The organism is Salipaludibacillus aurantiacus (genome assembly GCF_900111295.1).
GTDB lineage: Bacteria > Bacillota > Bacilli > Bacillales > Salisediminibacteriaceae > Salipaludibacillus > Salipaludibacillus aurantiacus.
Window position 1 is genome coordinate 61,680 of sequence record NZ_FOGT01000014.1, and the last position, 22,602, is coordinate 84,281.

Annotated in this window: 21 protein-coding genes and 1 pseudogene; 17 read left to right on the forward strand and 5 right to left on the reverse strand. The window is 41.3% G+C overall.

Translation table 11 applies throughout. The features are described 5' to 3' along the window. The first annotated feature begins 137 nt into the window (after positions 1-137). From BMW59_RS21435 to BMW59_RS22485, 5 genes are all read left to right on the forward strand, one after another. A complete protein-coding gene (locus tag BMW59_RS21435) occupies positions 138-788 on the forward strand; it encodes a thioredoxin family protein (RefSeq protein ID WP_143051249.1) in 651 nt (216 codons plus the stop codon). A 270-nt stretch (positions 789-1,058) separates the two neighbouring features. Further along, a complete protein-coding gene (locus BMW59_RS15610) occupies positions 1,059-1,721 on the forward strand; it encodes a TVP38/TMEM64 family protein (protein WP_093054187.1) in 663 nt (220 codons plus the stop codon). Positions 1,722-1,870: 149 nt separating this feature from the next. Next, positions 1,871-3,298, forward strand: a complete 1,428-nt coding sequence (locus BMW59_RS15615) for a dihydrolipoyl dehydrogenase family protein (protein WP_093054189.1) — start codon at positions 1,871-1,873, stop codon at positions 3,296-3,298. Positions 3,299-3,406: 108 nt separating this feature from the next. Next, a complete protein-coding gene (locus tag BMW59_RS22480; RefSeq protein WP_093054191.1) occupies positions 3,407-3,646 on the forward strand; it encodes a carboxymuconolactone decarboxylase family protein in 240 nt (79 codons plus the stop codon). Next, a complete protein-coding gene (locus BMW59_RS22485; protein ID WP_093054193.1) occupies positions 3,647-3,934 on the forward strand; it encodes a carboxymuconolactone decarboxylase family protein in 288 nt (95 codons plus the stop codon). A gap of 65 nt (positions 3,935-3,999) precedes the next feature. On the opposite strand, the gene BMW59_RS15630 is transcribed toward BMW59_RS22485, so the two are convergent. Further along, on the reverse strand, positions 4,000-4,440 hold the full coding sequence (locus BMW59_RS15630; protein ID WP_093054196.1) for an OsmC family protein: 441 nt from the start codon (positions 4,438-4,440) through the stop codon (positions 4,000-4,002). Positions 4,441-4,623: 183 nt separating this feature from the next. Continuing rightward, on the reverse strand, positions 4,624-5,046 hold the full coding sequence (locus BMW59_RS15635) for a hypothetical protein (protein WP_093054198.1): 423 nt from the start codon (positions 5,044-5,046) through the stop codon (positions 4,624-4,626). A gap of 293 nt (positions 5,047-5,339) precedes the next feature. On the opposite strand from BMW59_RS15635, the gene shc reads away from it, so the two are divergent. From shc to BMW59_RS15650, 3 genes are all read left to right on the forward strand, one after another. Continuing rightward, positions 5,340-7,193, forward strand: a complete 1,854-nt coding sequence (gene shc / locus BMW59_RS15640; RefSeq protein WP_093054200.1) for a squalene--hopene cyclase — start codon at positions 5,340-5,342, stop codon at positions 7,191-7,193. A gap of 207 nt (positions 7,194-7,400) precedes the next feature. Further along, positions 7,401-8,489, forward strand: coding sequence for a hypothetical protein (locus BMW59_RS15645; RefSeq protein WP_093054202.1), 1,089 nt, complete (start codon positions 7,401-7,403; stop codon positions 8,487-8,489). 376 nt (positions 8,490-8,865) lie between these two features. Continuing rightward, positions 8,866-9,153 (forward strand): hypothetical protein, encoded by a 288-nt coding sequence (locus tag BMW59_RS15650; RefSeq protein ID WP_093054204.1) that lies wholly within the window; start codon positions 8,866-8,868, stop codon positions 9,151-9,153. Positions 9,154-9,296: 143 nt separating this feature from the next. Here the strand turns inward: BMW59_RS15650 and BMW59_RS15655 are convergent, their stop codons facing one another. Continuing rightward, positions 9,297-10,430: a hypothetical protein gene (locus BMW59_RS15655; RefSeq protein ID WP_093054206.1), complete on the reverse strand. Its 1,134-nt coding sequence runs from the start codon at positions 10,428-10,430 to the stop codon at positions 9,297-9,299. A 369-nt stretch (positions 10,431-10,799) separates the two neighbouring features. Here BMW59_RS15655 and BMW59_RS15660 point away from each other — a divergent pair, with 369 nt between their 5' ends. Continuing rightward, positions 10,800-12,077, forward strand: a complete 1,278-nt coding sequence (locus tag BMW59_RS15660) for an Ig-like domain-containing protein (protein ID WP_093054208.1) — start codon at positions 10,800-10,802, stop codon at positions 12,075-12,077. Between the two features lie 132 nt (positions 12,078-12,209). On the opposite strand, the gene katG is transcribed toward BMW59_RS15660, so the two are convergent. Next, positions 12,210-14,429, reverse strand: coding sequence for a catalase/peroxidase HPI (gene katG / locus BMW59_RS15665; protein WP_093054210.1), 2,220 nt, complete (start codon positions 14,427-14,429; stop codon positions 12,210-12,212). Between the two features lie 466 nt (positions 14,430-14,895). On the opposite strand from katG, the gene BMW59_RS15670 reads away from it, so the two are divergent. From BMW59_RS15670 to BMW59_RS15690, 5 genes are all read left to right on the forward strand, one after another. Continuing rightward, positions 14,896-15,336, forward strand: a complete 441-nt coding sequence (locus tag BMW59_RS15670) for a pyridoxamine 5'-phosphate oxidase family protein (RefSeq protein ID WP_093054212.1) — start codon at positions 14,896-14,898, stop codon at positions 15,334-15,336. Positions 15,337-15,583: 247 nt separating this feature from the next. Then, positions 15,584-16,054 carry a YflT domain-containing protein gene (locus BMW59_RS15675; RefSeq protein ID WP_093054214.1) on the forward strand — a complete coding sequence of 157 codons (471 nt, stop codon included), beginning with the start codon at positions 15,584-15,586 and terminating at the stop codon, positions 16,052-16,054. Between the two features lie 499 nt (positions 16,055-16,553). Further along, the gene (locus tag BMW59_RS15680; protein WP_177174382.1) at positions 16,554-17,303 is read left to right on the forward strand and encodes a transporter substrate-binding domain-containing protein; all 750 of its coding nucleotides are present in this window, start codon (positions 16,554-16,556) and stop codon (positions 17,301-17,303) included. A gap of 135 nt (positions 17,304-17,438) precedes the next feature. Next, positions 17,439-18,074: an amino acid ABC transporter permease gene (locus BMW59_RS15685; RefSeq protein WP_245733162.1), complete on the forward strand. Its 636-nt coding sequence runs from the start codon at positions 17,439-17,441 to the stop codon at positions 18,072-18,074. Beyond that, positions 18,071-18,793, forward strand: coding sequence for an amino acid ABC transporter ATP-binding protein (locus tag BMW59_RS15690; RefSeq protein WP_093054220.1), 723 nt, complete (start codon positions 18,071-18,073; stop codon positions 18,791-18,793). Before BMW59_RS15685 ends, BMW59_RS15690 begins: the two co-directional genes overlap by 4 nt. A gap of 91 nt (positions 18,794-18,884) precedes the next feature. Here the strand turns inward: BMW59_RS15690 and BMW59_RS15695 are convergent, their stop codons facing one another. Next, positions 18,885-20,123, reverse strand: a complete 1,239-nt coding sequence (locus BMW59_RS15695) for a YeeE/YedE family protein (RefSeq protein ID WP_093054222.1) — start codon at positions 20,121-20,123, stop codon at positions 18,885-18,887. Positions 20,124-20,627: 504 nt separating this feature from the next. Here BMW59_RS15695 and BMW59_RS15700 point away from each other — a divergent pair. The 3 genes and pseudogenes from BMW59_RS15700 to BMW59_RS15710 all read left to right on the forward strand — a co-directional run bounded on the left by BMW59_RS15700 (position 20,628) and on the right by BMW59_RS15710 (position 22,457). Further along, positions 20,628-20,885, forward strand: a complete 258-nt coding sequence (locus BMW59_RS15700) for a DUF1883 domain-containing protein (RefSeq protein ID WP_093054224.1) — start codon at positions 20,628-20,630, stop codon at positions 20,883-20,885. Between the two features lie 202 nt (positions 20,886-21,087). Beyond that, a pseudogene (gene tnpA, locus BMW59_RS15705) lies at positions 21,088-21,550 on the forward strand (IS200/IS605 family transposase). Positions 21,551-22,034: 484 nt separating this feature from the next. Beyond that, positions 22,035-22,457 carry a hypothetical protein gene (locus tag BMW59_RS15710; RefSeq protein WP_218141996.1) on the forward strand — a complete coding sequence of 141 codons (423 nt, stop codon included), beginning with the start codon at positions 22,035-22,037 and terminating at the stop codon, positions 22,455-22,457. The last annotated feature ends 145 nt before the right edge of the window (positions 22,458-22,602 follow it).

The window sequence follows — 22,602 nt, forward strand, 5'->3', positions numbered from 1 at the left end:
TGAGATAATTGTTATTAAATAAGTTAAATCATATTGAGTTGAGTGATGTAGAAGGGAATCGGATCTCTACAAAAGATTATCTTGGTAAAGATACGTTAATTTTTATGTGGGCGTCCTGGTGACGCTGCAGAGAACAACTGCCAGGCTGGCAGAATGTGTATGAGAAATATAAGCAGAATGGATTTGAGGTACTGTCTGTTGCGGTGGATTTACAAGGACCTGGGGTTGTGAAGCCTCATATCCAGAATACCTCTTTTAAGACAGTCGTCGACACGGAAAATAAATTAGCGGATATGTTTGGGTTTAAAATGATCCCTAACGGCATTTTCGTTGATAGAGGGGGCGTCGTGCGCCTCATTAAAGAAGGGTTCCATGTGACTGAAGACGATCACCTAGAAGCTGTAAAAACCTTAATTTTTAAAGAGGCGGAAAAGGTTGAACTGGATAAAGGATCGAATGGCAAGTGCCAAGCCTTATCGCCTTTAGAAACTGAACTCGCCCAAACAAAATACAAACTTGCCATGGTGTATGCCAGCCAAGATGAGAAAGAGGCTGCTTTAAAAGAACTTGACGAAGCGCTGCGTATTGACCCGGAAAACTTTGTCATTCGTAAGCAACGCTGGTATTTGAGGTATCCTGAAAAATTCTCACCCTCCATTGACTTCGAATGGCAGAAGCAGCAATTAGAAAAAGAGAAAGTTGAAGAAGCTCAGTTAACGAATGACCCTGACTGCGGGCCTGACGAATGCAATATAGAGGGAGAGACAAAACCCCGGTCAGAAGAGTAAGCCAAAAAGGCACTTGCTAAACGGTAACTTTATAAAAACCAGCATGTGAAATGCTGGTTTTTTTACGCTGATTAAGTCTAACTCTGCTCTGGCGCCCAACTTCACAGCTTTTCTCAAGACTAGGAAGGAAAGTTTGCTTTTTTCGAGTTTGAGAAGCTAGTGATGTGATGTGTAAGTAAGCTTACATACTAAAGCTGCTAGTCTAAAATACTATAGAGAGACCCCATAAATTTCATAAATAAAACAGTTATTAGAGGAGGACAACGTTATATGCCTAAAAAATCCATAATTAAATGGGTAGCTGTTATTCTATTAATCGGCTTTCTATTTTGGTTTAACTCCCAGTATTTAAATATCCGCCCCCAGGAAATAAGAGAGTGGATATTAGGATTTGGATTATTTGCTCCACTCATTTATATCTTACTCTATACTGTCAGGCCGCTCATTCTTTTTCCGGCCTCAGTCATGACTCTTGCCGGCGGGCTTGCATTCGGGGCACTATGGGGCACAGTTTTAACAGTTATTGGCGCTACTGGTTCAGCAGCCTTAGCGTTTATTGTCGCGCGTAAACTTGGGAAAAATATGGCTTCTAAAGACTGGAAAGGCAAAGGAGAAAAAATTCAGCAGCAATTAGAAAATAACGGCTTTTATTATATCTTATTGTTACGGTTTGTTCCTTTATTTAACTTTGATATGATCAGCTATTTAGCAGGCATCTCAAAAGTAAAATTTGTACCTTTCATTCTCGGGACCGCTGGAGGGATGATACCTGCCACGTTTGCTTATGCATTCTTAGGTTCAAGTCTCCTGGCGCCTAATATTGAAACGGTTCTTATGGCTATTGGCTTTTTCGTTCTAATCACAGTGATATCGTTTTTACTGAACAAAAAAATAAAAGGGAAATTCGGAATGCAAGAAAGCAATTATAAATAAAAGCAACCCTTCACCAATTTGATACGTTCGTATTTCTTAAAGTGTGTGAACACGTCATGTCTGAGGCAAAAACGACCCCAGGTTCTCGTAGATAAACTAAAAAAAACGTGAGCGCGACCATTAAATAGGGAAGAGAGGGTGATCATACGATGACATCTTATGACTTAATTGTTCTGGGCGGAGGAGCTGGAGGCCTGACTGCAGCGGCTGGCGCCAGTTCACTTGGTGCAAAAGTGGCTTTAATAGAAAAGGACGAGCAGCCAGGAGGAGACTGTCTTCACTTTGGCTGTGTGCCATCTAAAGCCTTAATAAAAGTTGCCAATGATATTTACAAGGCTGGACGATTAGAGGAATATGGGTTTAGCAGGTCTGGACATGTGAAAATGGACAAGATTAATGAACGGATAAAGCACGCTATATCGTCTATCCAGGAGCATGACTCTATTGAGAGGTTCGAGAAAATGGGGGTGGATGTTTACACTGGCTTCGGTTCATTTGTATCAAAAAATGAAATTGCAATCGACCAGAAGGTAACCATTAAAGGGAAACGAATAGTGATTGCAACAGGTTCCCGCCCTATGGTGCCCCAAATAGAAGGGCTGAAAGAATCCGGCTTCCTCACGAATAAAACGATTTTTAATTTGACTAAATTTCCTTCACGGCTGGCAGTTGCAGGCGGCGGGCCTATCGGTGTAGAACTGGCTCAAGCTTTCGCCAGATTAGGCAGCGACGTCACATTAATTGAGAGAGAGCCCCGTTTATATGGAAAAGAAGATTCTGACGCGGCAGAACTCGCTCAATCGTTATTGGAAAAAGAATTGAATCTGCGTTTCAATGCGTCCGTTAAAAAAGTCGAACAGCATAACACTGAAAAAAAGATAACCCTTGAATATAAAGACGGTTCAGCTGAGTCCATTTTCGCTGATCATATATTAATAGCCACAGGCCGCGTGCCTAACTCCGATAACTTATTTTTGGAAAAAGCTGGTGTAAAGACTGACAATCGAGGTATGATAAAAGTTAACGGGCACATGCAGACGAACATCCCAACTATTTATGCAGTGGGGGATGTTAACGGTGCTCTGCCTTTTACACACGTAGCCAGTTCTGAAGGACAGCTGGTCGTTCAAAATGCCGTCCTGGGGTTAAAAAGGAAAATGGATTATGCAAACATGCCGTGGGTCATCTACACCGATCCGGAAGTATTCCATCTGGGTGAAACGGAAGACGAATTAAAAAGCCGGCAAGCAATCTATCACGTATACAAAACCCCATTAAATGAAGTGGATCGTTTTGTTGCCGACCACCATACAGATGGTTTTGTCAAAATCTTAACGGATCGGAAAGGCTATATATTGGGGGCCCATGCGGTTGGTGAAGGGGCTGGTGATTTTATGCAGGAAGTGGTCTTTGCAAAACAGCAGAAATTGAAGATCGGCTCACTGTCCCAAGTGGTTCATCCTTACCCTAACCACGCAGCGGCTGTGCAGATCACATCGAACTCCTATTGGCGGGAAAAATTATTTAAAGGCATCGTTCCTAAAATATTAAAACGTTACATTTCAATTTTCAGGTAAGAGGGAGCTGGAGACATGAGTTAAAAGGGCCGATTTTGTAAAGGGGATAATAAAGGCTCTTACTTTATTCACTGGAAACATAAACTAATAGACGAAAAGGGGAATAGTATGTGTGCGAGAATTAGTGTGATTGAGCCGGAACACGCAACCGGTAAATTAAGTGAGTTATACGATCAATTTAATGGGAAAATGGCCAATATTCTTAAGGTGCATTCACTAAATCCGAGATCGTTGGAAACACATTTAAATTATTATAAAGTGATAATGTTTGGTCAATCACCTTTACCAAGGTCTTTACGTGAAATGATTGCCACTGTTGTATCGGCGGAGAATGAGTGTGATTACTGAATGGAACATCATGGGGCGGCGCTCCATTTACTGACAAATGATTCAATCCTGGTCCAGAAGCTGAAAGAAGATTACAGACAAGTTGATTTGGAATATAAAACGAAAAAAATCTTAGCCTATGCGGTGAAATTAACGCAGAAACCATCCAGAGTGAATGATGAGGATGTGGCTGTATTAAAAGAAGCAGGCTGTACTGATCACGAAATACTTGACGTCTGTCAAATTACCTCCTATTTTAACTTTGTTAACAGAATGGCCGAAGGGTTAGGGGTCACACTTGAGAAGTAATAATATAAGTCTTTTTACGTCAAAGACCGAATGCTGCAGGTGCATCCGGTCTTTACATGGTTTTATTAAGCTTTCGTCCAATTTGCTTCCATCTCCACACCTGCTGCTTTAAATGTCGTGATTACAGGGCAGCGCGCATCCGTCTTTTCTTTTAATTCATCAATGCGTTCCTGTGATTCTTCTGTTTTCACTTTGGCCTCCACATGGACTTTCTCGAAGTAAGGACGCACATTCTCATCACCCATTAAACCTCTTGGATCTAATTCGCCTCTCACATCAAATTCGATGGATTGCAAATCAAAATTCATTTCTTTAGCAACCATATTGGCAATCACATTTTCACATCCAGCCAGTGATGCCAGCATGTTGGACATTGGATCCTGACCTTTATCAGTACCACCCATATTAGCCGGTTCATCAATGATAATCTCGTGCTGTTTCGATTTTAAATCAGCTCTCATATTATTTGTTTCGCCTGTGACTTGAAACGTCATTTTATTACTCATAACTCTGATTCCTCCTTTAATTAATGACTCATTAAAAGAGTAACAAACACTCATTTAATTTAACGTAATGTAAATTACTTTATTGAAATTCATTACCCGGCCTGTATATATGGTGTTAATCATTTACCTTAAGTATTTCTCCCCCTACTGAGGTGACGAATGGCGAGGGGGAGTACGGCTTACTTATGCTGCTGATGGTTTTTCCTTTGTAATTTTAACTCCGGCTAATTTGTATACACTGCCTACGATCAGAGAATAAAAAATGTGAGTGCCTAAGCTCATCAATTGGTCTGGGGCAAATGCCTGGCTTAACTGAGTACCTATTCCCATAAAAAGAGGCATTGCCACAAGCGGTCCAATTATCCAAATGAGGATGCCAAACATGATACTGAACAGCCAGATGTTTGACATATTAGCTGCACCTAATCCGAAAGCTGCACCAAATATAATACTGATTACCATATGAACCAGCCAGCCGATAAATAAACTTTCACTTCCTGCCATCATGGCGATCATAGCCATCATCCCCATCATCTGCATCAGAATGCCAAAAACGATACCACCCGCAATACCACCTAAAATACCAATCTGAACGGATTGTATCATTATTTATCCCTCCTTCTTAATGACATATTAAACGATTTTTGAAAACGAATATGTAAGGTGCATTACAAATATCAGAATTTTCAAAAAACATCTATTAAACGACCCTTTTAAAGTACAGGGCCTGTTCAAGCAAGTTGTCAAAGCGGTTTTCCTAAAGAAAAGCAAGGCATCGTCCACGAAAAGGATAGTACGGCTTTTAATCTGAATATTTATGAGGAGGCAACTTAAATGAAGTCATTAACATAATAACCAGGCTGTTCTTAATAAATTTCTATATACAGGGGAGGGGAATAATGAAGAACACCATTAATAATACGATTGATGATTTAATAAATGAGTTACAAAACTCACAAAAGTCCGACGGCTCCTGGCGTTTCTGTTTCGAATCTGGCCCTATGTCTGATGCTTATATGATAATTTTAATGAGGTCTCTTAAAGATCCTGATGAAAAACTGATAAACTTACTTGTTAATCGCCTTTTATCTGTTCAAAGTCAAGATGGCACATGGAAGTTGTTTCACGATGAAAGTAAAGGCAACTTATCGGCTACCATTGAAGCTTATTTTGCATTAGTGTACTCAGGTTATGTCGATGAAGAAGGAGATAAAATGATCAAAGCCAGATCATTTATTATTAACAGCGGCGGTCTTATAAACGCTCACGAATTAACAAAGGTAATGCTCTCATTAACCGGACAAATAAAGTGGCCGGTTAAAATGCAACTGCCTATTGAATTCCTTTTACTTCCCCGTTCGTCCCCTATTAGTTTATTTGATTTTGTCGGGTATGCACGTGTTCACATCGTGCCAATTCTAATAGCTTCTAATTACAACTATTTTATAAGACATGATGATACGCCTGATTTGTCGGATTTACTCATTCGTTATGAGAGAGAGGATGATTCAGCTGAATTATCAAGAAGTCTGCTGAAATCTATTAAAAGTGAAATAAATAAAATTATTGAATTACCAAAAAATCTGAGAAAACGGGCATTTGAAAAAGGGAAAGACTTTATGCTCGCCCGCCTGGAACCTGATGGCACATTATACAGTTACTTCAGTTCCACTTTTTTTATGGTATTTGCATTACTTGCGTTAGGTTATTCGAAAAATGACCCTGTCATCATTAGCTCAATAAAAAGCATGAAAACCCTTATTTGCAAAACCAGGCAGGGCTATCATATTCAAAATCCTACATCAACATTATGGGATACTGCTCTAATCAGTCATGCTCTGCAGCTTGCAGGGGTCAATTCAAGAGATCCAGGCATCCTTAAAGCAGCCGATTATATAAAATCACGGCAGCAGTTTACTTACGGAGACTGGGTATTAAATAATCCTTCTGCCATTCCTGGAGGATGGGGATTTTCAGATATAAACACCCTGCAACCCGATGTGGATGATACCACTGCTGCTTTACGAGCGATAAAGGGCCTGACCAGCGGGGACAGCTGGGCCAGAGGCTTGGCATGGGTTTTATCAATGCAGAATGGTGATGGCGGCTGGGCCGCTTTCGAAAAAAACAGAGATAATTATATTTTAACTTTACTGCCTGTCCCGGAAGCGGGCAGAGTATTTATTGATCCTTCTACAGCAGACTTAACAGGCAGAACGTTAGAGTTTTTAGGTAAATATGCGAATCTTGATAGTAATTATCCGGAAGTAAAGCGGGCAGTTTACTGGCTGATAAAAAACCAGGAGAAAAATGGCTCATGGTATGGCCGTTGGGGAATCTCCTATATTTATGGAACCTGGGCAGCAATATCAGGATTGAGGGCAGCCGGTATAAGAAAAAGTAACCGTGCTGTGGTAAGAGGTGCCGCATGGTTACGCTCTGTACAAAATGAAGATGGAGGATGGGGGGAGTCCTGTTTCAGTGATATTCAAAAAAAATACGTCCCACTTGATGCCAGTACACCGTCACAGACAGCATGGGCTTTAGATGCCTTAATAGCTGTGGATAATAAACCTACCCATACAATTAATAAAGGAGTAGAACAGCTTGTACACTCTGTTCATAAAACTGACTGGACGACTGACTATCCAACTGGGGCAGGCCTCCCCGGGGCATTCTATATTCATTACCACAGCTACCGTTACATTTGGCCCCTTATGTCATTAAGCAATTACAAGAATAAGTATTTATGATTAAATACCGTCGCATTCCTTGTGCCTCATCAGCAGATGTGTCTTTTTAGTTGTAACCGGAAGCTGGCAGGAGAAGCAAGGCTTTATTAATAGAAGTTATAACCTGGCAAAGAATGTTCACATAATTACAAATGAATAGACGGAACATAGACGATAAATAACTTATAATTAACTTACTCATGCTGGCAAAACAAGGGGGGGACAGGGATGAGCCAAGTTCAGAACGTTACTGGTGAGACAGTAATTATTCCATTTAAGTTTGAGTATTATCCGTTAACAAAACTGGCACTGATTAATTGTGAAAAGCAGCCTGACGAGCATTATCTAGGTTTTGAACCGCAGTATATTGATGAGGAAAAGGCAGGCTACCGTGTAATTGCCTACCGGCACGATGGATATGTGGACGTTTATGATGAGCCGCAGCTCAACGATGGGAATGATGACAGTTTCGATGTGACGGGAAAAGGACTTTGTGAACGCTTGAAAACGGAGATAACTCATACGGCATTTGAAAAAACTGACGGACGTATCTATATTTCATTTCAATTTACTGATAAATACGGAAGGAAAATCGCCACAAACATATCTGAAAAATCGAGTAAGAAAACTAACGGTATTAATCTGCTTGCCCCGATCGGTTCAGCAACCGAGAACCCTTCATATTTGCCGGTTTTCTTTTTGTACGAGTTTGATTTTGTCCGCAAACATAAGACGAATATCTACGTATCGATTGACGGAAAGGAAATGATAATAGATAATTTTCCGTGGCCGCTGCCGAAAGATTTTCAATGGCGTTATTACACCCGGTACAGCGATGACTGCCAGATTATTGAATTCGCGAAAGCGTCGACTGGAGTTTTAGAGGAATACACATTAGATGAAAACGGTACAATTACTCTCGGGCAAATTGACTGCCATTTTTCAGCGGATAAAAAGCTGAAAAAAATGTCCTTAAATAGAGGAACACATCCCTTTACGGCAGAGTTTAAAGATGGGATTCCGGACATTCGGAAGCTTTCCCCTGACGGCAATTATGAGGATACATTTAGCCTTAAGGCTGATCCGGCAATGGGCACAATCAGCGGACGGTATTCAATCGTGCGGAAAGGGGATAAGGTGCACCTGGAACTGGTTCCTGATAGGGGATGGGAGGCTGTGCCGAACTCACGGTTTACAAAAATGATGTTCAGCAAAAAATCAGTCTTTTGCACCTGGCCAAAGACATACCGGTACATGCAGTTGATCGATGTAATCACGCTTGAGACGTCTTCCCGGTGGGAGAGAGTAAAGCAGTAACGCTGTTGTTTGAAAATATTAGTAGGACATAATCTTTTATAAACAAATTAGACGAAAAAGGTTTTAAAGCAATGGTTGTTTGGGTGTTAAAAGGTAATCCATATTATAAATTTTATGAAGATATGGGTGGTCAGAAAAATAAAAAAAGATTATCACTATAGATGGTGTTGATTATAAAGAGATATCCTATACCTGGAGCAAAATTAATAACATTTTAAATATTTTCTAATTTATCTTTATCAAAAAACCCTTATTAATCGTGTGCAATAGTTGAAAAGCTGCAAATGCAGCTTTATTTGTTGCCTTTTAACTGGAAAATTATGTTAAGGTAAAGGGGGATACCTTTGGAGAATTCTTAGAATGGGGAGGTATTTGTTTGGCTGACAAAGTAAAAAAATTTAAAATCCGGATTCCCTTAGTATTATTACTTTTCAACAGCATCTTTATTTCATTTCTAGTTGAAGAGTTATTAGATGCAACTGAACCAAATTATGGTTTTTTAGGTTTTTTAACACCATTAATGGCTTTAATTTCGCTCTTATACATTAGAAAATTTGGTAGACAAAATGCTAGTTTATTAAAGAAAATGTTACAGGGGCTAAATTGGTTTTTCATTATTTTTCCAATAATAGTTATCGCGTATATAATGTTATCATTTGTGTAAATAAAATTTTTCAAGCCACATGAAAGTGCTCCTGATTTGCTCCCCAAAGGTAAACAGATTTTGTTTACTCCATCTGTCTGCCTTTAGGGTGGCTGTTCAAAGCTGGTAGCTTTAAACAATATTTCAATATAAAACTATTTTAGTTACTCTTTATAGTGTTCATGATCGCAGCATGAATTAAAATAATTAGGATCTACATATTCCCCGCACGGGTAATATTTTCCCATGTCCTGAGGGGTAACTATTTTATTTTTAGGGACATCCTCCGCTGTATAAGGGAAATTTTGAGATATCTGATTGTTTCTGTAAATAAGGAAAAGAGGAACTAAAGGAAGCTGGCTAGCATCAACCCATGTAAACCCATTTTCAGGGGTTACGCCTGATGGACGCTGGGCTCCGAAACTTATAACAAGATTAACGTAGCCCTTTTTATCAATAATTGTCTGGTAATCTGAGATTGTAGAGAGTCCTAAAAGACCGATTGGTGTTATGAAATTCATACTCCAATATTGCATGTCTTCATTCCCGGCTATTCCAATATTATGATACGTGTCCGGGAACGTAGGCGCTTTCCAGCGAATAAGCAACAACTTCCCGGGATCTCTGTCAATTCGATTAGAAATTGTATAGACCGTATTACCTTCAGGTTGAGCAAATTCTGGTTTAAAACGTCTCCAGGTTAAATCACAGCTGTGCTTATAACCTTTCTTCTTGTTTTTTCTCACCTTACTATTAATGAAATTGAAATCATCCTCATCATCTAAATCCTTATGATCCCAGTCATGATTGTTTTGTTGGCTTATATCGAAAAATCCTTCAGAATGGTAATAACCTTCTTGTTTTTCGGCATAGGAAGAGGAGAGATGTCTTTTTCCCTTTTTTGCAGGACAGTAAGTGATAAAGGGGAGATCCACACCTCCTGTTTTATCATAGCCTATACTTGGTACATAGACTCTTAAGATAATCAGTCCCCCAGGTCTATTGGGTTCCCCATTTTCTAACGTTCCTGCGTAGATCACATTATTACCCGCGCCAGGAACAAAATGATTAGATTCTTCTGGCGGGTTGGTAAAACGGACTTTTAAGGTATAGTTGCGGTTTTGGGCACCCCAATTCGCTCCAGGCAAAAAAGGGTTCGTGCTTCCCGGGTCAGGAATAAACTCGCGACCCGCTACTGAATCAACTAAACGATGAGTTGGACTATTTGCTACAGTGAAAGAAAAATGTCTTACATAGGGAAATCGCCCTTTGATCACAATATCGGTATCGGCATCCACCTCATAAGGAAAAATATAGTAACTGGCATTATGGTCTCCTAAGAAGAAAAAAGTGTTGCTAGGCTGATAAATCCAATTTTGATGAGGCCCGGGGTTGGACACTTAGTCAATTTAAAACACTTCCTTTCTTTATCATTTGCTATAAGGTACGAAATTTACCATCATAGTGAAACGGTAGTTGTCCACTATTTATTTAAATAATGTAAAATACAGTAACAACCATTTATTTTTGGTTTGGGGCAATCCTTGAAGAAGCAGGGGTTGCCCTTTATATATCAACATTTCTTATAAGAGGTAGTTACATAGCCGTCTCTCTTTTTTGTTCCAAAACATAAAGTGTTGTAATAATGGATAGAAAGGAGGAAACGAATGGGATTAAGGGTTTGGAGTATACGTGGAGAAGTTGTTAATCAAAATGGGAATCCAATTGAAGGTGTTCTGGTCAAAGTAGAAGGCACGGACAAGCAGGCAGTCACAACAAGCAGTGGAGGCTTTCAACTCAGCTGGCTGGAACCGTTTTCTACCATAACGTTGCAATTTTTTCTGGAAAATGTATTGGTATATTCACTAGATGTGTATGTGGGCAGGGAAAATACGAAGGTGGGGACGATTGTTTTACCGGTTCAGCCTCAACCAGAGCTCTTCTCTATTAACATTGAACCTTCCGAGGTTACCCTTATCCGTAACAGACCGCAGCAGCTGACAGCGACAGGAGTTTACGCCGATGGTACGACGCGGAATATTACTAATGATGTTTACTGGGAATCCAACGACCCAGCAATTGCTCAGGTTTCTAATGAGACAGGGACAAAAGGGGTGGTCACAGGCACCAGTCCTGGCGGTCCTGTCACGATCAGTGCGCGACTGGGAACAGTAACAGGCACAGCCTCTGTAAGTGTAGTTAAATTTGGAGACCGGGTGCTGCTCGTAAGTAACATAAATGACGAAGATATTTACGACTACACCATTGACTATTGGAACGAAACGGCTTACCAGACAGATAAAAAGAATTCATCTGCCATTCTAAGTCAGTATCCGACTGTAGAAGATCTTATTTCAGATTATTGGTGTATATGGATTGGGGTTAAAGGAGAGATTACCGACACTGAAGTAATAAGGATGATGCAGCCGGGCGGGGTTATTGATGAGTTTGTAAAAGCAGGAGGGATTTTTGTCTCCCATGCAGCTCATACCAATAATGATCCGGCTAAACAAATTATTCAGGGGCCTGGCGGATTTGAGTTTATTAAGGGCCGGAACTTCAATGACCCTAACATCGTAGACGCTAACCATGAGTATATTAATGGAACCCGTTATGGCGGTGTCACTTTAACTGATTTTGACTTTTCAAACTGGATCAATACTGGGACTGGCTATATAGGGCTCTCACCGGAATTCACCTCTTCAGGAGGTCAAAACCTTGGGACGAATCCAGAACCGGGCAGATATAACATCATCATGGTTTCGCCTACCCAAAATAATCAGCCTGTTATGGTTGAATACTGTTACGGGGGTGGTTACGGCATTATCGACATGATGAATTTTGATTACTGGGAAAAGGGTACCGATGTTTGGACTGGCAGACAGAATGCTCTAAGACAAAGTGTACAATATACTATCCTTATTAAAGATAATTTCATTTTTTAATAAGGAGGTTTCCACAGGGTAAGAAGTGCGGGGCTAACTAATGGGTAAGCGTTCCTTCAAAAGCAAAACAGGGCATGGAGATTCACCTCCATGCCCTTATATAATGTAATTTAAATTGTGCGTTTAAGTTACTTAACTTCCTATTAACTCATCTTTCTTAGCGTCATGCTGTTTGAGGTCAAAACGGTCGGCATTCATGACCTTGACCCAGGCAGCTATAAAGTCATTAACAAATTTCTCTTTATTGTCCTCCTGAGCGTACACTTCTGCAAGGGCACGCAAAATGGAGTTGGAACCGAACACGAGGTCCACTCTTGTGGCTGTCCGCACGAGGTCACCTGTTTGGCGGTCACGGCCTTCATAAAGGTTGGAGCCTGCAAGCTTCCATTCCACTCCCATATCAAGCAAATTAACAAAGAAGTCATTTGTCAGTGTGCCTGTGCGATCAGTGAATACACCGTGCTTTGTTGCCCCGTAGTTTGTCCCAAGGACACGCATGCCGCCGATTAAAGCCGTCATTTCCGGTGCGGAAAGGTTCAGGAGCTGGGCTTTATCCACGAGGAGCTCTTCAGGGCTGACACTGTACTGCTTCTTCTGATAGTTACGGAAGCCGTCAGCAATTGGCTCGAGCACATCAAAGCTGTCAGCATCCGTCTGCTCTTCAGTGGCATCCCCGCGTCCCGGAGCAAAAGGCACAGTGACATCAAAGCCCGCATCTTTGGCCGCTTTTTCGACTGCGGCACTACCGCCTAATACAATCAGATCAGCCAGACTGACTTTTTTATCAAGCTCGCTTTGGATGTCTTCATAGACGGCGAGCACTTTTGCAAGATGCTCAGGCTCATTAACTTCCCAGTCTTTCTGAGGCGCAAGCCGGATGCGGGCGCCATTTGCGCCGCCGCGCATATCGGAGCCGCGGAACGTGCTGGCTGAAGCCCAGGCTGTTGTCACAAGCTCACTGATGGAAAGGTCTGACTCGAGGATTTTTGCCTTAAGATCTGCGATTTCAGCGTCTGTTAACTCATAATCCACTGATGGAACAGGGTCTTGCCAGATCAGATCTTCTGCCGGCACTTCCGGGCCAAGATATCTTTCTTTAGGGCCCATGTCACGGTGAAGTAGCTTGAACCACGCGCGGGCAAAAGCATCTGCAAATTCATCAGGATTTTTATGGAAATGTCGGGAGATCTTTTCGTACTCCGGATCCAAACGCATGGCCATATCCGCTGTGGTCATCATAGTCGGCACGCGAACAGAAGGATCTTCGGCATCCGGTGCTAAGTCTTTCTCATCCACGTCTTTTGGAACCCATTGATAGGCGCCGGCCGGACTCTTCGTCAATTCCCACTCATAGCCGAACAGAAGGTCGAAGTAAGTATTATCCCATTTAGTTGGCGTAGGCGTCCATGCCCCTTCTATGCCACTCGTAATTGTGTCATGGCCTTTGCCGGAGCCATGGGTGCTGAGCCAGCCGAAGCCTTGAGCTTCAAGAGGGGCCGCTTCCGGTTCGGGACCGACATGCTCAGCATCTCCCGCGCCGTGTGCCTTACCAAATGTATGGCCGCCGGCTGTCAGAGCTACTGTCTCTTCGTCGTTCATTCCCATACGTGCAAAGGTTTCGCGGATATCGCGGCCGCTTGCAACGGGATCTGGTTTGCCATTTGGACCTTCCGGATTTACATAGATAAGACCCATCTGAACGGCAGCAAGCGGATCTTCAAGCTCGCGTTCACCGGAGTAACGGTTATCACCGAGCCACTCTGTCTCAGCTCCCCAATAGATATCTTCTTCTGGATGCCAAATATCTGCGCGTCCAGCACCAAAACCAAACGTTTTTCCACCCATTGATTCAATTGCCACATTACCGGCAAGAACCAGCAGGTCGGCCCAGGAGATCTTATTGCCGTACTTTTGCTTAATCGGCCATAATAAGCGCCGTGCCTTATCAAGGTTGCCATTGTCAGGCCAGCTGTTTACCGGAGCAAAACGCTGTGCACCAGTTCCGGCCCCACCACGGCCGTCCCCTGTGCGATAAGTACCGGCTGCGTGCCAGGACATACGGATAAAGAATGGTCCATAATGGCCGTAATCAGCAGGCCACCAGTCCTGGCTGTCTGTCATCAGATTGTAAAGATCCTGCTTAAGAGCCTGGTAGTCCAGCTTTTGAAACTCTTCTGCATAATCAAAATCTTCTCCCAGCGGGTTCGTCTTTTTGTCATGCTGATGAAGAATGTTCAGGTTAAGCTGGTTTGGCCACCAGGTTCGGTTAGTTGTACCACTTGAACCGTGACTTGTGACCGCCCCGTGCATGACCGGGCACTTTCCTGTGTTGACAGATTCTTTAGCATCCATAGAATTCTCTCCCCTTCTGTGTAAATTTAGTAGCAATAATTACGCCTCCTATGAAACTTATAAACTGGCGGAAATAATTATTCTCACAATTCTAATTATAAGAAAGCAGAAGTTAAAATGGAAGTACAAAGATTCATATTTATAAGAAACTTTAATAGTTTTAAAGGCCGTTCTCATCGCGTTTACCAGCAATTGAAATCGGGAAGGGATTTATATTTATACACTGTTAATAACATGCGGAACTGTATAATTAATAAGTGTTTTCCACTTACAGGTATTTATGAGTGTTTCTTTGTATAAGGGGAGGTAAATGAAACTTTTTTCCTGAGGAAATACCAGAGGAGTTGTCATATTTTTATTAATAAATTAAGTTATAATTCAAATGGGGGGAAATATTTGATAGAAGATTGGTAAGTCTTTTATCCATAGTGAGACTCATCTGTTTTGACGAGGAGGCGGGTTATTTGTGAAAATTTACAGATATAAAAAGAACTTTAATTTAGATAGCTTTCTTTCCAAGCCATTATTTGCCCATTTGGCCACGGTTGACGAGGATTTCCCAAGGGATTCGCCTGTCTGGTTTCACTGGGAAGACGAAAAACTATGGATCATTGGGACGCCGTCGGACACGTTCCCAATCCGGATCAGAAAAAATCCGAAGTGTGCGATAGGAATTGTGGAATATGATAAGAAAACAGGTCTTGTGTTACATGCGGGTTTCAGAGGGCGGGCGACCGTTGAACCGTTTGACAATGGTCTCGCCTGCCGGCTGCTGTCAAAATATATGGGAGTGGATAAAGAAAAATGGGACCCGCGTTTTCAATTTCTGGACGATTCCAACATGCTTATCCGTTTTATACCAGAAACAGTTGTCGTACGAGATCAGTCATATACCGTCTCGTATTGAAAATAGCTTGATAAACCGCTGGAAGGCAAAAAAACTTCAATGACCAGCAGACGTAACTCTGGATTGCATTCGGTAAGAGGATGCTATCTTTTTTTTGGTTCTCTAACTTAAAGGTCAATGGAAAAGCTGAAAAGTAAGCGGAATCTTGCTTCATAATTCTATTAGACCCGTTTTATTGGAACGTGTGATGGGAATATAACCCATGTAACATCACGATTCAATAAGCAAAAAATAGGAGGCTATAAAAATGGACAAAACTGTTTTTGGTGTATATGAATCAGAGCGAGAGGTCGTTGCTGGAGTAGAAACTCTTAAATCGAAAGGCTATGAACCTGAAGAAATTACAATGGTTGCAAACGATAGTGAAGAAACCTCCTGGATAAGAAAGGAAACCGATGTCAGTGAAGAAACAAGCGTCGGAAAAGCTGACGGCGGTCAAGATGGAGATGACTCTTTTTGGGAAAAAGTAAAGTCTGCTTTTCGCGGTGAAGATAAAACGTATAACCACGAAAACGGCTATTTTGACAAGTTTAAAGCTTTAGGATTTTCTGAAAAGGAAGCGCATGACTATGATTCCCATGTACAAGACGGAAAAATTGTCGTGTTAGTACCTGAAAAGGGGAACAGTATTAGAGAAGGCGGCACTTCAGAAATGACAGATTACGGAAACAATTTGTCTGAAGCTGATTCAGCACGTCGAGCAGAAAACAATCAATAAACGTTCCTTCTTCAGAAAAAAGCGAGCAGAGGTTGTTCCTATAACTAAGATATAACGGATAAAAAAGGCAGGGCCACGCACCTGGCTTTTTTATTTTTGCATCACTGCACTCGTATTTTTTATAAGTCCCAGGAAAACAAAATATATTAATAATCCAGCCGGCTGCCTGAACGAACCATTCGGAGCTGGCTTTTTTATGACATTCAGCAAGTAAAAAGTCACTCAGTCTTTAAATTATTTTCAGAAAACAATAATAATTAAAATATATACCAAAATTCAGTAAATTAGCTCATTTTCGAGCTTAACAAAGGATTTATTACTATTTTAAAGTAATACTTACTATTGAGAGTCTTATATACTCTTAGAGATTTTTTCACAATTATCCTGTAATAAACCTGTAATTATGCAGTTTGAGTATGAAATCTATTAGCGATATGCTATTACACATGATTAAAAAAACAGAAAAATTTAACAAAACAAACTACAGGGGGATTTTATCGTGAAAAAATTAACTGCCGTTTTATTATCAGCAGGTGCCGTCACCGCACTTACAGCATGTGGTTCGACAGACGCTCAATCAGAAGTTTCTGTCGCCGTTGTCCAGGATTACCCGCCATTCGAATACATAGAAGAGGAGGAGTTAACTGGATTCGATGTGGATATTATTGAAGCGATCGCTGACCACCAGGGATTTGAAGTAGACTGGCAGATCATGCGCTTTGATGGCATTATCCCAGCCCTTCAGGGAAATCAGGTTGACGCAGCTGTGTCAGCAATCGGTATTCGGGAAGACCGTCTTGAAGTAGTGGATTTCAGTGATCCATACTTTGAATCAGGGCTTTCTCTCGTCGTGCCTGCAGAAAGTGATATTAACGAGGTTGAGGATCTTGAAGGAGCAACGATCGTCGGGAAGCAGGGAACCTCAGGTCTTGAACTCGCCCGTGAATTTGCAGATGAGTATAACGGAGAGGTCACCATTCTTCAGGAAGATGCCGTGATGTATATGGAAGTGGAGTCCGGGAATGCAGACGCCGTTATCAATGATTATCCAAGTGCGGCTTATAAGATTGCCCAGGATGGGGATGATGCACAGCTTCGCATTGTTGGAGACCGTCTGACTGGTGAAGATTACGGAATCGCTGTTTCTAAAGATGCAGAAGGCGTCCTTGAGCAAATGAACGAAGGCCTTGAATACTTGTTTGAAAGTGGCAAATATGACGAGATCTATGACTCTTACTTTGCTGAGTAATAAATGCATCTTAACTATAACTGAATAAAACGGGACTGGCCGTAATTCAAAACCGGGATTACGGCCGTCTTTATGATTACACATACCGTAACTAAAACTATAAAGGAGGAGACTGTCATCGAATCGCTTCAAATTATGATTGATGCGTTACCCGTCCTTTTACAAGGGATGTGGCTCACCGTTTTAATAACCGTGATCTCGCTTGCCATTGCTCTCGTAATAGGACTGGTACTCGGAATTTTCAGTATTACACAAAATAAAATTTTACGGGGAATATCGACCTTTTATGTCGACGCCATCCGTGGCACACCGATTCTCGTGCAAATCCTGTTTATTTATTTCGGACTTCCCGCTGCGACAGACTTATCTCTAAACGCTTTTACAGCTGGTATTATTGCTATCAGTATTAATGCCGGGGCCTATCTCGTGGAAATCTTCCGGGCCGGTATTAATTCAATTGATAAGGGACAGATGGAAGCCGGACGGACACTTGGTTTTTCTTACGGTGAAACAATGAGGTTAATTATTCTGCCTCAGGCTGTCAAACGCATGATTCCTGCCATAGTAAACCAGTTTATTGTCAGTATTAAAGATACGTCGATCTTATCAGTAATCGGAATAGCCGAGCTTACCATGTCAGGACAATCCATTTACGCTAACAATTTCAGAGCTTTTGAGATTCTGTTCATGGTCGGAGTCCTTTATTTCGTCATTGTCTACAGTCTGACATTGTTTGCCCGTTGGCTTGAAAGGAGACTTGACGTCGCATGATTAAAATAAAAAATTTGAAAAAATCATTCGGTGAACTTGAAGTATTGAAAGATATGAATGTAGAAGTTAAACCGCAGGAAGTGGTTTGTGTTATAGGCCCATCAGGTTCCGGAAAAAGTACCTTTCTCCGGTGTATCAACAGGCTGGAAGAGCCTACTGGAGGATCAATATATATTGAAGGAAATGACATCACCGATCCTGGTAACAATATTAACGAAATGAGAAAAAATCTGGGGATGGTTTTCCAGCAGTTTAATCTTTTTCCGCATATGACGGTGCTTCAAAATATTACAACTGCACCGAAGCGGCTGAATGGCAAGTCTCAGGCTGAGGCTGACAAGCTGGGCAAACAGCTTCTTGAAAAAGTGGGTCTCGCTGATAAGGCTGATGTGTATCCTGATAATTTATCAGGAGGCCAGAAACAGCGTGCCGCTATCGCACGGGCATTAGCAATGGAACCGTCGATTATGCTTTTTGACGAACCCACGTCCGCCCTGGATCCGGAAATGGTCGGAGACGTTCTTGAAGTAATGAAGAGTCTGGCTAAAGAAGGCATGACGATGATCATTGTGACGCATGAAATGGGCTTTGCAAGGGAAGTCGCTGACAGGGTTATATTCATGGACGGTGGCTATATCGTCGAAGAAGGGAATCCTCAAGACCTTTTTGATAATCCTCAGGAAAAAAGAACACAGGATTTTCTCTCGAAAGTATTATAATAGGAAGAAACAGACCGCTTCTCTAGTAAAAATAAGAGAGGCGGTCTTTAAATTTATTCTTTAATTTTTAAATAGAGAATACAGGAACGGCTTATTTGGAAGCTAGAAACGGAAGTTTCCGGCTGATAAAATAGGCCGTATAAACCCCGCTTACTGCCATCACTGTCCAAATCCAGGCATGTAAACTCATGGAAGCGAGTCCACTGAAATATGCTCCTACATTGGCCCCAGACGAAATAGCAGCTCCGTAACCCATCAGTGTACCTCCAATTAATGTAATACCCGCCAGATGAAAAGGTATCTTCCGGAAATGAAATAGACCGGCCAGGGCCATCGTCAGGAGCGCCCCCGTCACAATTCCAAAATTCAAGACACTGACACTGCTAGTAAAAATTGAATTGGTTAGTTCGTGAACAGGAGCCTCTTCTCCCCAGTAACGCCAAGCTGCTGGACCCAAGCCTATTTGATCAGCAAGCTTAGAACCCCACAGACTGAACGCAGCTGTTACTTTCCAAGGGCTGCCCTGCACCATAAGCACTGCAGCGTTCAACAGGGCAAAGGCTGTGGCACCGACCCAGATTGGCCAGGAACGAAACAGCAGCTCTGTCCGATTGGTGCCGCGGGGCATGGGCGGCAGAGGAGGCGGAAGCTTTCGCTTCTGATGCAGATAGGTGCCTATAATAACAGCGGCAAAGATACTGGTCTGCAGGATCCATGAGCCTGTAAAGCCAAGCGGCGTATCCTCTGCGATTGACACAGCCTCTGCATTCGGCATGGAATGGTTCCAAAAAGCGAAATGGGCTGCTCCAAATGTCGAACCGATTAGAAAGCCAGAAGCAGTGAAAAGAAGCGCTGTGCGGCCTCCTTTCATTGTTCGCATTGCCTGAGGTGCCAGATTGCTTCCAATATTCATTCCAAATCCGAACAAAAAGGAACCGAGCACAAGGCCGGTACTAATTGGGGCAATGGCTCCTTCTGGACGCTCTCCAAAGAAAGCTGTCTGTGTCCCTAAAATAAGGGCAAACAAGGTGGTGGCAATCAGAAGTTTCTGCATGTGTCCACGCAGCATCTGAGTATTACCGTCCTCAAAAAGCTGCTTATAGACGGTAGCAAATCCATAGTTTGTATGAAATAAAGTAAACCCAATAAGAAAACCAAGAAGAAACAGGATGACAAACTGCCAGCCAGAGTAAACGTATGAAGCTGCCAGCAGCGCACCGGCAATTCCAAGGATTACCCATACCATCAGTTTCTGCGCCGGAGGATAGGAGGGCCGGGCAGCCTGGCCTTCAGACTTGTATCTCGGATGGGAAGTTTGTTGTTCATGCATAATGACGTTCCTTTCTGGTTGAATTTATTACAGACATCCTATAAGTTTATACAGATGAATGCGTGGGTGGTTTTAAATGTAACACTTCGAAACTACTTCTCTTTACATTTACGAATGTAAGAAATATTAAACTTCCTGTTTTTAACATTATAAAAGATGAGTATTTAATCCAGGGTGTAAAACTCTGCCCAGTGACAGCAACCTTACTTATGAGATCCCTTCTATTTCAAACGTGTTAAAAATCAGAGAGTTTTGAAATTAAAAATAGATGAGGACAGCAATCAGGAAAGAAAAGCCTGATAAATCATACCGAAATAAAAAGTTGTATTAAGAAATTGAGAAAAGGGAAAAGGAGTAGTTAGAGGGAACTGGTTAAATATAAAAAGCTGAGACTTAAGCGATCACATGAGTTGTCAGAAGATCCAGGTTACGTTACCAGTTTCCCAGGCTGTTAAATTCTTTAATCCTTTGATTAGTTTTATAAAGAATTTTAGGAGGCTAAAGATGAAATATAAAGTTCTGCAGAAATACCTTGATTACGGAGATATGGTTTCGGTGGAACTAAACCGGCAGGCGTATGTCTTACTTTTAGATGCTACTAATTACGAGAGATTTAAAAAGGGAAGACACTATCAAAAATACGGCGGGTTAGCCAAATCTTCGCCCTTTAAAATCTCTGTGCCTTCAACAGGCGAATGGTTTGTAGTATTACATCTGGGTAAGGATGAGGGAAACCTGAAATATAACATTGTTTTTATGTAAGTGTTTAATAATTAGGTTGGTTACCTGTTAGAAAGTACTCATACAAACTGAAGACAGGTAATTCCCTCTTTTGTTTGATATGAAGCTGATACATGCTGTGAGAGTAAAATTCAAAGACCTTTAATCCTTGCTGGGTTAAAGGTCTTTTTATTACGTCTTTTTAAACCACAGGCTCTGCCTGTGTGAAAATTAACCTTTCAGGGTGGTAACAGAAAAAACTCTTCTCGTTATAAGATGGAATTGTAAGTACCATATCGTGTTTATCCCAAAATTTAGAAGGAAAATAATATACGGGAAATTAAGAAGAGATGTTGGCGCTATTTTTAAGACGGTTATGTGAGATGAAGGACGTTGAAATAATAGAAGCTCACGCTATGCCGGATCACATTCACATGTTAGTCAGAATTCCACCCAAAATGTCTGTATCGTATTTTATGGGATACTCAAAAGGGAAAAGTTCGTTAATGATTCATGATAGGCATGCCAACCTGAAATACAATCATGGAAACAGAACGTTTTGGGCAAAAGGCTATTATGTGAGTACGGTGGGTCTAAATCAAAAAACGGTGGCAAAGTACATTCGAGAGCAAGAAGCAGAAGACCGTTTGCGAGACAACATGAGTAAGAGAGAATATGTAGTCCATTCAAAAAATAGAGGGAGGTAAACGGTTGGAGGTCAGTTAAGAGGCCTCTTTAGAGGCTAAGTTGGTAAAGTGCCCTTATAGGGCGAAATTAAAACCGCCCGTTTTACGGGCGGATACTTACTTTTTAGATCCAGATCTTACTAAATACCATCTGCCTAGAAAATAATAGTCACTTCGTCTCAAGTAGAATTTAATTTGGATGTGCACTTTTAATAAGCTAGGTATCTGCAAATGAATAATTCTCTTTCATAGTTTAATAAGGGAAAGAGATCTTATATTTATACTATCTAACGGCTTCATACTATCTTCAAGAAGCAAATGTATAGTTATTCCTTAATAACTCGCCAGTTATATTATAAAGGGGGAGAGTAAAATAGAATGGACAAAGGGGCTGAATTGTAAAAATTCCATTTTTTAGAGCAAGTGATACTTATCCATTAAATAGAAGTAAACATAGAGTCAAAAAAGTTGACTGCTTGTTAGTAAGTTAAAAGGAGGAATAGTTTTGCAGCTGGTTAAAAATATAGTGATTATTGCGGTTATTTCCCTGGTGTTACATGGAATATGGGAATTTATTGTTTGTGTGCCTTTTTACGCGATGGAAAGTGTCTCTTTAACTTCCTTATTAATGTGGAGTGCGATTATGGGTGATGTAGTTATGACTCTGGGGTTATATGGAATTTTAGTGTTTGTTAATAAGCAGGTAATGTGGTTTCAAAAGTTCAGGAGAAGTGACTTAATCATTATCTTATTCTATGCTTTGTTTTTCAGCTTTTATTTTGAAGTCTCCGCCCTCGTTCAGGACCGATGGATTTATTCAGATCTAATGCCTTTATTTCCAAATACAAATATAGGTCTTGTACCTGTTCTCCAGCTTGTTATTTTATTCCCTTTAACGTTTCTGATTGCCAGGAAATTCTCAAAATAATCTGCCGGGATGAGTTACGCAGAGGAAAATATAAGTGCAGGTTTTAAAAATGCAAAATGACCCATAATGAGTGAAATAGACATTGACAGCTGGTGTTAAATAGCTCGTCCTTTTTACAAGGGATGAGCTTATTTAATTTTTATAC

Excerpts from the sequence above, each read along its gene's own strand:
- BMW59_RS15610 (WP_093054187.1), top strand. The coding sequence starts at position 1,059 with ATGCCTAAAAAATCCATAATTAAATGGGTAGCTGTTATTCTATTAATC.
- BMW59_RS22485 (WP_093054193.1), top strand. The coding sequence starts at position 3,647 with ATGGAACATCATGGGGCGGCGCTCCATTTACTGACAAATGATTCAATC.
- BMW59_RS15690 (WP_093054220.1), top strand. The coding sequence starts at position 18,071 with ATGATTAAAATAAAAAATTTGAAAAAATCATTCGGTGAACTTGAAGTA.
- shc (WP_093054200.1), top strand. The coding sequence starts at position 5,340 with ATGAAGAACACCATTAATAATACGATTGATGATTTAATAAATGAGTTA.
- BMW59_RS15660 (WP_093054208.1), top strand. The coding sequence starts at position 10,800 with ATGGGATTAAGGGTTTGGAGTATACGTGGAGAAGTTGTTAATCAAAAT.
- BMW59_RS22480 (WP_093054191.1), top strand. The coding sequence starts at position 3,407 with ATGTGTGCGAGAATTAGTGTGATTGAGCCGGAACACGCAACCGGTAAA.
- BMW59_RS15700 (WP_093054224.1), top strand. The coding sequence starts at position 20,628 with ATGAAATATAAAGTTCTGCAGAAATACCTTGATTACGGAGATATGGTT.
- BMW59_RS15695 (WP_093054222.1), bottom strand. The coding sequence starts at position 20,123 with ATGCATGAACAACAAACTTCCCATCCGAGATACAAGTCTGAAGGCCAG.
- BMW59_RS15615 (WP_093054189.1), top strand. The coding sequence starts at position 1,871 with ATGACATCTTATGACTTAATTGTTCTGGGCGGAGGAGCTGGAGGCCTG.
- BMW59_RS15645 (WP_093054202.1), top strand. The coding sequence starts at position 7,401 with ATGAGCCAAGTTCAGAACGTTACTGGTGAGACAGTAATTATTCCATTT.
- BMW59_RS15630 (WP_093054196.1), bottom strand. The coding sequence starts at position 4,440 with ATGAGTAATAAAATGACGTTTCAAGTCACAGGCGAAACAAATAATATG.
- BMW59_RS15685 (WP_245733162.1), top strand. The coding sequence starts at position 17,439 with ATGATTGATGCGTTACCCGTCCTTTTACAAGGGATGTGGCTCACCGTT.
- BMW59_RS15635 (WP_093054198.1), bottom strand. The coding sequence starts at position 5,046 with ATGATACAATCCGTTCAGATTGGTATTTTAGGTGGTATTGCGGGTGGT.
- BMW59_RS15675 (WP_093054214.1), top strand. The coding sequence starts at position 15,584 with ATGGACAAAACTGTTTTTGGTGTATATGAATCAGAGCGAGAGGTCGTT.
- katG (WP_093054210.1), bottom strand. The coding sequence starts at position 14,429 with ATGGATGCTAAAGAATCTGTCAACACAGGAAAGTGCCCGGTCATGCAC.